Annotated in this window: 9 protein-coding genes; all 9 read left to right on the plus strand. The window is 37.3% G+C overall.

From position 1 onward, the window contains the following. The first annotated feature begins 18 nt into the window (after positions 1 to 18). The 9 genes from IGJ11_RS00560 to IGJ11_RS00600 all read left to right on the plus strand — a co-directional run bounded on the left by IGJ11_RS00560 (position 19) and on the right by IGJ11_RS00600 (position 13,254). Positions 19 to 1,797 (plus strand): oligopeptide ABC transporter substrate-binding protein, encoded by a 1,779-nt coding sequence (locus IGJ11_RS00560; RefSeq protein ID WP_010720415.1) that lies wholly within the window; start codon positions 19 to 21, stop codon positions 1,795 to 1,797. A 291-nt stretch (positions 1,798 to 2,088) separates the two neighbouring features. Further along, positions 2,089 to 2,775 (plus strand): ribonuclease III, encoded by a 687-nt coding sequence (gene rnc / locus IGJ11_RS00565; protein ID WP_010720414.1) that lies wholly within the window; start codon positions 2,089 to 2,091, stop codon positions 2,773 to 2,775. A gap of 21 nt (positions 2,776 to 2,796) precedes the next feature. Continuing rightward, entirely contained in the window at positions 2,797 to 6,375 is a 3,579-nt protein-coding gene (gene smc / locus IGJ11_RS00570; protein ID WP_207431796.1) for a chromosome segregation protein SMC, read from the plus strand. Positions 6,376 to 6,383: 8 nt separating this feature from the next. After that, on the plus strand, positions 6,384 to 7,193 hold the full coding sequence (locus tag IGJ11_RS00575; protein ID WP_063626406.1) for a Cof-type HAD-IIB family hydrolase: 810 nt from the start codon (positions 6,384 to 6,386) through the stop codon (positions 7,191 to 7,193). 10 nt (positions 7,194 to 7,203) lie between these two features. Further along, entirely contained in the window at positions 7,204 to 8,205 is a 1,002-nt protein-coding gene (gene ftsY, locus IGJ11_RS00580; protein WP_010720411.1) for a signal recognition particle-docking protein FtsY, read from the plus strand. 261 nt (positions 8,206 to 8,466) lie between these two features. Further along, complete coding sequence (gshAB, locus tag IGJ11_RS00585; RefSeq protein WP_251849580.1) at positions 8,467 to 10,746, plus strand: bifunctional glutamate--cysteine ligase GshA/glutathione synthetase GshB; 2,280 nt, start codon at positions 8,467 to 8,469, stop codon at positions 10,744 to 10,746. Positions 10,747 to 11,059: 313 nt separating this feature from the next. Continuing rightward, positions 11,060 to 11,773 (plus strand): hypothetical protein, encoded by a 714-nt coding sequence (locus tag IGJ11_RS00590; RefSeq protein ID WP_181914749.1) that lies wholly within the window; start codon positions 11,060 to 11,062, stop codon positions 11,771 to 11,773. A gap of 109 nt (positions 11,774 to 11,882) precedes the next feature. Further along, positions 11,883 to 12,896 (plus strand): DUF3324 domain-containing protein, encoded by a 1,014-nt coding sequence (locus IGJ11_RS00595; protein WP_207431800.1) that lies wholly within the window; start codon positions 11,883 to 11,885, stop codon positions 12,894 to 12,896. 148 nt (positions 12,897 to 13,044) lie between these two features. Next, a complete protein-coding gene (locus tag IGJ11_RS00600; RefSeq protein WP_232011861.1) occupies positions 13,045 to 13,254 on the plus strand; it encodes a hypothetical protein in 210 nt (69 codons plus the stop codon). Positions 13,255 to 13,264 lie beyond the last annotated feature (10 nt).

Genomic DNA, 13,264 nt, shown 5'->3' on the forward strand with positions numbered 1-13,264 from the left:
CAAAGGGGGAAATAAGGAATGAAGAAATCAATTTTAGGCGTTGTTACACTTTTTTCAGTAATGGCATTAGCTGCTTGTGGAAGCGGCGGAGGTTCTAACTCTTCTGGGAGTTCAGCAAATAACGGTGAGAAGAAGGAATTAACATTTCCAATCTCAACGAAAAATGATAAAGATGCAATAAAAGATGGCGAATTGGAGGCTGCAGTAGCAACCGATAGTCAATTCAAAGGATTGTTCCAATGGGAATTTTATCAAGATTCTTACGATGCAGCATTTATGGCACCTTCTCATGAAGCACTATTTACAAATGATGCGGACTTCAAGATCACAAATGATGGTGCAGCGAGTTTAGATTTAGACCAAGAGACGAAAAAAGCAACGATCAAAGTAAAAGACAATGTAAAATGGTCAGATGGTAAAGATGTAACCGCAGATGACGTGATTTTCCCTTATGAAATTATCGGTAACAAGGATTATACAGGTATCCGTTATGATGATAACTTCCGAAACATCGTTGGGATGGAAGAATACCATAGCGGTAGCGCTCCGACAATCTCAGGTATCAAAAAAGTGGACAATAAGACAGTTGAAATCGAATATAAAAAAGTGGAACCAAGTATGCTTCAATCAGGTGGTGGGATTTGGGCATATGCAGCTCCAAAACACACACTTGAAGGTGTAGCAATCAAAGACATGGAATCAAGTGATCAAGTACGTAAAAATCCAGTGACTTTTGGTCCATATTACATGAGTAATATCGTTGCAGGAGAATCAGTAGAGTATCTACCAAATGAATATTACTGGAATGGCAAACCACAATTGAAAAAAATCACGATGAAATCATTGCCGATTGCTAGTGCAACAGAAGCTTTGAACTCAAAACTTTATGACATGATTTTCCAAATGCCTACAGATACGTATGACACATATAAAGATGTCTCAGGTTACACAAACTTAGGACGTGAACAAACATCATACACTTACTTAGGCTTCAAATTAGGTAAATGGAATGCTGAAAAGAGCAGTGTTGAATACGATCCAAATTCTAAAATGGCAGATAAATCATTGCGACAAGCAATGGGTTATGCATTAGATAACGATGCAGTAGGGGAACGTTTCTATGCAGGGTTAAGAAGCAATGCTACTTCATTGATTCCTCCTGTATTTGAATCATTCCACGATGACGATTTAAAAGGATTTACGCAAGATATCGATAAAGCAAACAAATTATTAGATGATGCTGGCTATAAAGATGTAGATGGTGATGGGTTACGTGAAGATAAAGACGGAAATAAATTAACGATCAACTTTGCTTCAATGTCAGGTGGCGAAACAGCGCAACCATTATCTGATTACTATGTGCAACAATGGAAAAAAATCGGCTTAGATGTGAAATACACGACTGGACGTTTAATCGAATTTAACTCATTCTACGATAAATTAGAAAATGACGATCCTGAAATTGATGTATATCAAGCAGCTTGGAGTACAGGAACTGATCCAAATCCAAACGGACTATGGGGACCAAATGCAGCATTCAACTACACTCGTTTTGAATCAGAAGAAAATACGAAATTGATCAATGATATCAATTCAAGTGAAGCATTTGATGCAGATTACCAAAAAGAAGCATATAAAAAATGGCAAGCATATGCATTTGAAGAAGCTTTCGCAATTCCAACATTGTTCCGTAATGAAGTACTACCAGTGAGCGATCGTACTAAAGATTGGGATTGGTCATATGATGCACCAAATCCATGGGCGAAAGTAACGGTAACAGCAGAATCACGTTCTTAAAATAAGGACATACATGCCGTTTAGCGAAAGTAATGAATGAATCTGGCAATGAGAAAGACCTCCCAAACACGGAAACGGTTTGGGAGGTCTTTTCGTATAGCTGGCAATTTTTGAATACTATTTATAAAATCAATCAAATGATCAGCTAATAAATTCTTTAATCGAAAAAATCATTGGATCCTTGAGGTTTATTAAACCTTTACTTACCTTTTGTCGGAACCATTTCAAATTTAGACAAAAACCAGTATAATAAGGAAGTATTGAAAAAATATCCATAAAGGAATGTGAAAAATGGACAATCAGCTGACAAATGAATTAAAAGAAAAGTATACTATCGTTTTTCACGATCTCAATCTACTTGAACAAGCTTTTACCCATTCATCCTATGTGAATGAGCATCGCAACCTTCAACTATCAGATAACGAACGATTAGAATTTTTAGGAGATGCCGTATTAGAATTAATGGTTTCAGAATATTTATATCGTTTATATCCAGATATCCCAGAAGGTAAACTAACAAAGACACGTGCGGCGATCGTTCGTGAAGATAGTTTATCCAAGTTTGCCAAAGAATGTGGATTTGATAAATATATCATGTTAGGTAAAGGAGAAGAAAATTCTGGGGGAAGAACCAGACCAGCTCTTCTTTGTGACTTATTTGAAGCCTTTCTAGGTGCTTTGTACCTTGATCAAGGGTTTGAAGCAGCCCATGCCTTTCTTCAAACAGTTGTCTTTCCAAAAGTCAAAGCAGGTGCTTTTTCACATGAGATGGATCATAAAACGAAGTTGCAAGAAGTGTTGCAAAAATCAGGTGATGTATTTATTGAATACCGATTAATAAAAGAGGAAGGTCCGGCACATGAACGGATTTTTTGGATCGAAGTCTATGTAGATGACAAGTTGATTGGGACTGGACAAGGAAAATCGAAAAAACTAGCAGAACAAGCTGCTGCAGAAAATGCACTGGCAGCACTGTAAAAGTAAGTGAGGGAACGCTTCGTGTATTTAAAACGAATTGAAATAGCTGGATTTAAATCCTTTGCAGATAAAACAGTGATTGATTTTGAAAATAGTGTGACAGCCGTCGTTGGACCAAATGGGAGTGGCAAAAGTAATATCACTGAAGCAATCCGCTGGGTTTTAGGCGAGCAATCTGCTAAGAGCCTTCGAGGTGGGAAAATGCCCGATATTATTTTCGCTGGTTCAGACTCTCGTAAGCCTTTGAATGTGGCAGAAGTTACAGTACTTTTGGATAATACCGATCATTATTTACCATTGGATTATCAAGAAATCAGCGTGACTCGTCGCTATCGACGAACAGGCGAAAGTGATTTTTTTATCAATAAACAACCTTGTCGATTGAAAGACATCCAAGAACTGTTCTTAGATTCAGGTTTAGGAAAAGAATCGTTTTCGATCATTTCACAAGGGAAAGTAGAAGCAATTTTTAGTAGTAAGCCAGAAGACCGTCGGGGAATATTTGAAGAAGCAGCAGGTGTATTAAAATATAAACAACGCAAGAAAAAAGCGGAACAAAAGTTATTTGAAACAGAAGATAATCTTAGTCGAGTGCAAGACATTATTTACGAGTTGCAAGAGCAATTAACACCTCTAGCTGAGCAAAGTGAAATCGCTAAGAAATTTTTGCAGTTAAAAGAAGAATTAACCCAAACGGATATAGCGTTGATGATTACGGAGATCAACTTAGCGAAAAAAGAGTGGGAAGAAAAACAAACTCAGCTGACACAATTCAATCAAGAGCTGACAAAATTAGCGACACATATCCAATCGCAAGAAGCCGTGCTATCAGAAAAAAGAAAGCAAAACGCCAAAAAAGACCGTCAAATTGAAAAAGGTCAACAAAGTCTGTTGGCATTGTCTGAAAGATTAAAACAAGCAGAAGGGCAAAAAGATGTCTTAATAGAGCGGACAAAGCATACACAAAAGAGTACGCAAGAATATCAGGCTTCTTTGGCCGAGGCGCAAAAGAAAGTAGCGCATTTTGAGGAACTTCAGGAAAAATTGACAAAAGAAACAACTGAAAAAGAAACAGAAATCCAAGAAGCACAACAACAGTTGATGAAGACACAACAAGAATTGGAAAAATATCAAAAATCAACGAAGGAATTATTATCTGAATTACGAGATCAATATGTTGATTTGATGCAAGAACAAGCGAATGTCGGAAATGAATTGAAATATCTTGAACGTCAATATTTACAAGAAACGTCCAAAAGTAAACAAACATTAGCGAAGCAATCAGAAGTAGAAGCCTCTGTCTTGGCGTTATCCTCTCAAAAACAGGAACTATCTGAAAAACAAGCAAATCTTCAACAAGCTTTAGTTAAGAACCAACATGAGTTGGAAGAAGTTCAAACAAAAGGGAAAACAGTACAAACTAAATTAACCAATGAACAACCTAAAATGTACCAATTGATGAACCAAGTCCAACAATTAAAGGCACGCCAAAAAAGTTTACAAGAAATCCAAGAAAACTATTTTGGTTTTTACCAGGGCGTTCGGTTAGTTTTACAACATAAACAACAATTATCTGGTATCGTAGGTGCAGTCGCTGAGTTGATTGATGTACCTAGCTCTTTTACCCTTGCAATCGAAACAGCTCTAGGCGGAGCAGCGCAACACGTCATTGTTGAAAACGAACACGATGCACGTCAAGCAATCACTTATTTGAAAAAGCAAAGAGGGGGTAGAGCGACCTTTTTACCGTTAACAACGATTAAACCTAGACAGTTACCTGCGCACGTTCTTTCGCAAGCAGCAGCGGTAGATGGGTTTTTAGGTATCGCAAGTGAACAGGTGACATTCCCTGCAGAAATTCAAACCGTGGTCCACAATTTATTGGGAACGATCTTATTAGCGAAGGATCTAACTAGTGCCAATGCTATTGCTCAGACCATACGATACCAATACCGAGTAGTGTCTCTGGAAGGAGACGTGATGAATGCTGGTGGTTCCATGACGGGTGGAGCAAATAAACGGGGGAATCAAGGCAGTCTCTTCTCTCAAAATCAAGAATTGAAACAGCTGACAGCAGAATATGAACAAGCAGATCAGCAGTTGCAAAATCAAGAAAAAATTGTTCAAGAACTACAAACCAAAGTCGCTGACTTGAGCCAAAAACAAGAAAAATTGCGTACGCAAAATGAACAATTGCGGTTTGAAGAGCAGGAAATAACGAATCAACTGCAAAATATCATGAATGACTTAGCACGCTTTGAAAAAGAAAAGCAACTCTCAAACTTTGAAACGAGAGAATTGCAACAATTCATCGAAACATATCAAAAACAACAAGCAGAGTTAACGGCAAGACAAAAGGAAATCGAACAACAACGACAACAAATCGATGAAGAGATCAAATCACTGAACCAAGAAAGTGATCAACTGGAAGAAAAACGATCACAAGTCCAAGCACGAAAAGCACAGGAACAAGCAGATTTAGCTGTCTTGAAAGAGCAATTCAATCATTTACAGATCCAATTACGTGGAGCACGTGTTCAAAAAAATGAAGCACTTGAACGTCAGACAAGTTTAGAGCAACAATTAGCAACATTGACTGCAGATTTTTCTGATCATGAAATCACTGAAGAAAGTTTAGCGAGCCAAATCACGGAACTTGCGCAACAGCGTGAAGAACTGCAAGCAGAACTAGTGGCAGTGAAGGAACAACGAGAACGTACGCAAAAAGAAATCGATCAGCTTGAAACAGTACTTGCTGAAAAAAACCAACAACAAAAGCAACAGCTAACAAAACAATCGAAACTGGAAGTGCAAAAAGACCGTGCAGAAATGTTGTTGGATCATCAGCTGAGCTATTTGCAAACGGAATACCAAATCAGCTTTGAAAAAGCTGTCACTGATTACCAGCCAACTTCCGATATTGTAAGTAGTCGCACGAAAGTAGCAGTCTTAAAAGAGCAGATCGCAGACCTTGGACCAGTGAATATCCGTTCGATTGAGCAATTTGAGCAAGTGAATGAACGACATACGTTTTTAGCCACACAACGTGATGATTTGTTATCTGCAAAGAACCAATTGTTTGAAACAATGGAAGAAATGGATGCTGAAGTACGGGCTCGCTTTAAAGAAGTCTTTGAAGCAATCAGGCAAGAGTTTAAAGTAGTCTTTCCTAATATGTTTGGTGGTGGTCGCGCAGAATTGGTATTGACTGACCCATCGGATCTATTAAAAACAGGGATCGAAATCGAAGTGCAACCACCGGGCAAGAAATTACAAAGTCTGAGCTTGCTTTCTGGCGGGGAAAGAGCATTAACTGCTATCGCCTTGCTGTTTTCAATCATCCGAGTTTGTCCTGTTCCATTTTGTATTTTAGACGAAGTAGAAGCTGCGTTAGATGAAGCAAATGTGAAAAGATTCGGACGTTATTTAAGTGATTTCCAAGATGACACTCAATTCATCGTGGTCACACACCGAAAAGGTACCATGGTAGCTGCCGATGTTTTATATGGAGTAACCATGCAAGAATCAGGTGTTTCAAAAATTGTGTCTGTCCGTATGGAAGATATCAATGAAGAAGGAAAAATGGAAACGAAGGTGTAAGGAAATAAATGATTAAATTAATTGCGATCGACTTAGACGGTACATTATTGAATGAAGAAAAACAAATTTCAGATGAGAATAAGCAAGCTTTAGCGAAAGCAAAAGAAAAAGGTGTTAAGATCGTTTTATGTACTGGTCGTCCCTTAGCAGCAATGGCTCATTATTTGCAAGAGTTGGGATTAGTGGACGAAGGGGATTATAGCATCACCTTCAATGGTGGTCTTGTTCAAAAAAATGATACAGGAGAAATCATTGAGAAAAAAGTGATGGAAGTTGCTGATATCCATCGTTTATATGATCTTGCGCAAAAATTGGCATTGCCCTTAGATGTATTATCAGATCATGTGGTTTTACAATTACCGACTGCACCAGGGAAGAAATCTTTATACAACACATTAAATAAATTATTGCAGTTTCAACCGGCAAATTTAGCAGATCTGACAGACGAGTTTGTGTTGAATAAAGCAGTTATTGCCTATCCGCAAGCGGAATTAGATCCTAAGATCAAAGAAATACCAGCCGAATTTCATGAACGTTATGAAATCATCAAGACCCGCAGTATGCTTTTAGAATTTATGCCAAAAGGTGTGACAAAAGCTTATGGTATTTCTTTACTAGCAAAAGATTTAGGTTTAGAACCAGCTGAGATCATGGCAATTGGGGATGAAGAAAACGATTTGCCGATGATTGAATACGCTGGAATGGGTGTTGCCATGGCAAATGCCGTCCCATTTGTTAAAGAAGCAGCGAATTATGTTACGTCAAGTAACTTAGAACATGGTGTAGCCAAAGTTATCGAAAAATTTGTTTTAGATTAGGGGGGATCGTATGGGCTTTTTTGATAAAATCAAGCGTGCTTTTACTGGTGAACAACAAGAACCAGAAGAAGTCGAAGTACAAGAGAAATATGATAAAGGGTTAGAAAAAACCAGAAAAACATTTGGCGAACGAATGAATGAATTGTTTGCTAATTTTCGGACAGTAGACGAAGACTTTTTTGAAGAATTAGAAGAAACACTGATTGGTGCGGATGTTGGGTTTGATACGGCTATTCAGATTTCTGAAGCGTTGCGTCAAGAAGTAAAACTGAGAAACGCAAAGAAACCAGCTGAGATCCAAAATGCAATCATTGAAAAATTAGTGGATTTATATGAACAAGAAGGAATCAACGAAGTTAATGAATTAAATCTACAAGAAGAAGGATTAACAGTTATTTTGTTTGTCGGGGTAAACGGTGTTGGAAAGACAACCAGTATCGGAAAACTAGCCCACCAATACAAAAATGAAGGAAAAAAAGTGCTGCTGGCAGCAGCCGATACTTTCCGAGCAGGTGCGATTGACCAATTAGTGGTTTGGGGCGAACGTGCTGGTGTCGAAGTGGTTCGGGGAAATGCTGGTGGCGACCCAGCAGCAGTTGTGTATGATGCGATGGAACGTGCTAAAAGTGAACAGGCAGATGTGTTGTTAGTAGATACAGCTGGACGTTTACAAAACAAAGTCAACTTGATGAATGAGTTGGAAAAAATCAAACGTGTCATTCAACGAGAATTACCAGATGCACCTCACGAAACATTACTTGTACTAGATGCGACTACTGGTCAAAATGCAATGGTACAAGCAAAACAATTTAAAGAAACAACTGATGTCACTGGGCTCGTTTTAACCAAACTAGATGGTACAGCCAAAGGTGGGATCGTGTTAGCCATCCGTAATGAACTTCACTTACCAGTGAAATTGGTAGGGCTTGGCGAAGGAATCGATGATCTTGAACCATTTGAACCTAATGATTTTGTTATTGGTTTATTTAAAGGATTGTTGAAAGAAGAGTAAGCAATTATTCTTTTTATCAGCAAGAAGAGCATTTAGCTAAAAAATTGAATCTTTTTAGCTAGATGCTTTTTCTTATAGAAAGGTAACGGTAATTCTACATATAATGATGGTATTAGTAAGGTATGGGAGTGAACCAACCCAACCGACGAAGTAAGCGTACATAAAATTGGACAGGCTTTTTTTATATTTTGAAACAATTTCATTCTTTTTCTGGCTATTTTTTACTATAATTAGAGGCATACGAACTGGAGGATAATCAACATGAATTTTAAACAATTACTAAAACATCCTAGTTCACGTCCATTTATCGATCAAGCACGTTTTGGTGTGGAACGAGAAGGACAGCGAGTGAACCTTACAGGAGATCTAACACGTACTGATCATCCAAGTGTTTTTGGCGATCGTACGTTTCATCCATATATACAGACAGACTTTAGTGAAACACAAATTGAATTAATTACACCAGTCACCGATTCGATCCATGAGCTTTTCCAATATATGTCAGCCATTTATGATGTTGCTGCTCGCTCAATTCCTGAAAATGAAATGATCTGGCCTTTAAGTATGCCACCAGCATTGCCAACAAAAGATGAAGACATCATGATTGCAAAATTAGCAAATTTTGAAGATGTGTTATATCGCCGCTATTTAGCTAAAGAATATGGGAAAAGAAAGCAAATGGTTAGTGGTATCCATTTTAATTTTGAATTTGGAGATGATTTGCTTCGATCGTTGTTTGTGCAACAAACAGAGTTTTCGGAGTTTGCTGCTTTTAAAACAGAGCTATATTTGAAAACTGCGCGCAATTTTCTGCGCTATCGGTGGTTGATTACCTATTTTTATGGGGCATCACCATTAAGTGAAGCAAACTATTTCATTGATAAACCAGCTCCTAATGAGCCAGTTCGAAGTATTCGGAATAGTTCGTATGGTTATACGAATCATCCAAATGTCAAAGTTTCGTATGCTTCAATGGAGCAATATTTGTTCGACATTGAAAAGATGGTTGAAGAAGGAAAACTATCAGAAGAAAAAGAATTTTATACGCCACTTCGTTTTCGTGGTGGTAAACGGGTAGCAGATTTAGCTAAAACGGGTGTGCGTTATATCGAATTAAGAAATATCGATTTAAATCCCAATGCACGTTTAGGAATTGATCAAGAACAAGTTCGTTTCTTACAGTTATTTTTAACTTATATGTTATGGACGGAAGAAAAAGAAGCAGCTGATCAATGGGTAGAAGAAGGAACTAGAAAAAATGAAATCGTCTCTCTTGAACATCCTCTAAATCAAACCGAGTTTATCGAGGAAGGCCGTTATCTTTTAACTGATATGAAGAAAATGGCGCTCGAACTTGAGCAACTAGAGGCACTACCACTGATTGAAAAAATGTTAGAAGAACTGGAACGTCCAAGTGAAACACTAGCAGGAACAATCTATCAAGCAGCAAAAGAAAGTAGTCAACATCAGTTTGCTACCTCTTTGGGTCTTTCTTACTATCAAAAAGCGCATGAACATCCGTATCAACTCGCAGGATTTAGAGAGATGGAGTTGTCTACGCAAATCTTGTTATTTGATGCGATCCAAAAAGGTATTGAAGTGAAAGTGATTGACGAATCTGATCAATTTTTGCGGTTACAGCATCACGATCATATTGAGTACGTGAAAAATGCAAATATGACAAGTAAAGATAGCTATATCGTTCCCTTGATCATGGAAAATAAAACGGTCACTAAAAAAGTCTTGAGAGAAGCCGGCTATCGTGTGCCAAACGGAGCCGAGTTTACGACAATGGAGGAAGCAGTCAAAGCCTATCCAAGATTCGCAAACAAAGCATTTGTCATTAAACCTAAATCAACGAACTATGGACTAGGCATCACGATTTTTAAAGATGGTGCTGATTTAGAGGACTATCAAGCAGGACTTGCGATTGCCTTTAGCGAAGATCGTTCGATTTTAGTAGAAGAATTTATGCCAGGCACGGAATATCGCTTCTTTGTGATTGATGGTAGAGTCAAAGCAATCATGCTTCGTAAACCTGCTAATGTCGTTGGAGATGGACAACGTACAGTTGCTGAATTGGTCGCTGAAAAGAATCTTGATCCTTTAAGAGGCACAAATCATCGAGCACCTTTAGAGCTAATTCAATTAGGAGAATTAGAGCAACTGATGTTAAAAGAACAAGGGCTTACCGTTTCTTCTGTTCCCCAGAAAGATCAGGTTGTTTATCTACGAGAAAATTCTAATATTAGTACAGGTGGCGATTCGATTGATGTCACAGACGAATTTTCTGAAAGTTATAAGCAGATAGCTGTTTCTGCAGTTGAAGCTTTAGGCGCAAAAATTAGTGGAATCGATTTGATTATTCCGGACAAAGAGGTAGCACCGGAAAACAGCGCTACTGCTTATGGGATTATCGAAGCTAACTTTAATCCAGCGATGCATATGCACGTGTACCCATTTGCAGGTAAAGGGAGAAGATTGACTTTAGATGTATTGAATTTATTGTATCCTGAACTTAATATCCTGACTCAAAATTAATCACATTATGGCAAAACTCACTAGCTAAAAAATAACCTATAGAATCCAGAAAATAAGGGTGTTATTTTCGGATTTTATGGGTTTTTTTTTATGCATCGGGTTGCTAAGTACACGATTTATTTTTAAAAGTCATATGTAAAAAGTTAGTGTCATCTGTTTTTCTTAGTGATTTGTTTTTTAATTTTTTTAAGAATAAGTGTGAAATCAAAAAAAAACAAAAAAAACTGAATCTAGTTTAATGATACGCTTTTTTTGTTCAATCAGGACAGTATAAAAATACCCAATGTGTGAAAAAAGAAAGTGAGTGAAATAAATGAAAAAAAGTACTTTTTTAATCAGCACTGGCTTGTTGGCTTCTTTTTTATTAATTAATAATCCAAGGGTATACGCAGCAAGCACAACTACGACTCCGAGTCCAGCAACAGCTGAAACACCGATCAGTGCGCCACTTGAATTACCAACGAATGGTGGGAGTAATCCAACGCCACCAAGTAATACGAAAGATCCTGCCAGCTCATCTGATCCAGGGAATAAATCAAATAATCCTACGGTTGCTTTTGGGATTGCTTATGAACCAGGTACTTTTACAATCCCGTCAACAAAATTATTGGAAACTGGCTCTCAGACGATCCCTGTGACCATGCCACAAAATTCTGGCACATTTGATGTCGGGGTCAAAGACAAAACTCGGGAAACTATGGGATGGTCTTTAAAAGCACAAGTTGTTTGGGATAATGGAGAAAAAGGAATGTCGATTCAAACTGCCCATACTGGAACTAATGCGAAGGTCAATACTGGAAATGGTCAGTTAGTGGACGCTCCAGCTGGTTCAGTTACTGCTGTGCCAAATGTTGAGATTACATCAGATGCTCAAGTTTTATTGATGTCAGGAACACAGGGATTTGTGCATAATGACACCTATGATTATGGATTAGGACAAGTGTCTCTTAAAATAGCAAATACAAAAACTACGCCAGCAGGGACACATACAGGACATGTCGAATGGAATCTATCGGTTGCTCCATAATTACCTTAAGAAGGGAAAGGACTTACTCTTTTCCTTTTTTTGATTATTGGCAGACCAAGCTTTTGATCAAAGAGCTGCTGATAATCAAAAAAAGGAAGGAAGAACGGTATTGTTAAAAAAAGTGCAATCAATCATCTTATTTCTTATGTTTATGTTTATTGGTACGTTGGATGTTCAAGCAGAAGAAATAATGGGAGGCTATACGATCGAACGTATTCCCAATATACATCAAATTGATACTAATTTAGGCTATTTTTATCTATGTGAGCAACCAGGTACACAAGATCAATTGGGTGTTAAATTGATCAATAGTTCAAATCAGGAGAAACTATTAACGATTAAAGTTACAAACGCAAATACCAATGTGAATGGTTTGTTAGATTATACAGGTACGATAAAAGACAACAAAGATTTGAAATTACCATTGACTTCGATCGTCAAAGCGACACAGTCAGAAGTCAAAGTACCAGCAAAGAGTGAAGTAAAGACCTCTCTTACGGTTACATTACCCAAAGAAAAATTTCCCGGTGTGGTCGTCGGAGGAATCGTGGTTTCTGAGAAAGCTGAAAAAACACCAAAAGACCAGAAAAAAGAAGTATCAATCGAAAATACGTATAACTACACATTAGGAGTAGTTTTAACCAACAATGCAAAAACCAAAATGAATCAACCTATTTCTGTTACTTTAGAAAAAGTCGCTCCGATTTTATCAAATGGAAGAAAAATCATTCAAGCAGATATTTTAAATCCTAACCCTTATATATTTGATCAAGCAACTGTTGCAGGTAAAATTCTTGAAAAAAATACAGATAAAGTCATCAAAGAGCAACAAAAAACAAATATAAATATTGCACCTTATTCAGTCTATCCTTTTCAATTTGATTGGAAAAAGGATGAACTAAAAGCAGGGACATATGTTTTTACTGGTTCAGTTAAGGCAGGTGGCAAGGAATGGTTATTTAGCAAAGAATTTACGATCAATCCAACAACGGCTAATGATATCAATGAACAGTCGCTTTATCACGTTGTTGTTCCTCAATGGCTCCAAATTAGTTGGATCATTCTCTTTTTAGTCAATGTAGCTGGCATCAGTTATCTCATTATAAGATATAAGAAAAATTAATGAGTACTCATTCTATTTTTCGTTTATATCCATTTTTAGAAAAAATAGGAGTATGAATGATTTACTTTATGAACAGAAATAACATACTTTCAAAGGAGGAATCAAATAAGTATAAGTCTTATATTTATTTGATTGGAAGGAGTGAACAATGATGTATACGATACCGATTTTTATTATTTCAACGGGTATTCTCTTCATGGGCTTAGCCATTTACCTATTTTTAATGAATTATAAAAGAGTGATTATAGGAGAAGAAAATAAAACGATTCTTTATCTTAATACACTAATTCTTATTACTTCAATTTGTTTCATCTTATTAGGTATTGGTTACTTTTTCGTTGTGGCGAAACAATTATAAGTGAAGAGGA

The organism is Enterococcus sp. DIV0691 (assembly GCF_051711145.1).
Taxonomy (GTDB): Bacteria; Bacillota; Bacilli; order Lactobacillales; family Enterococcaceae; genus Enterococcus_B; species Enterococcus_B hirae.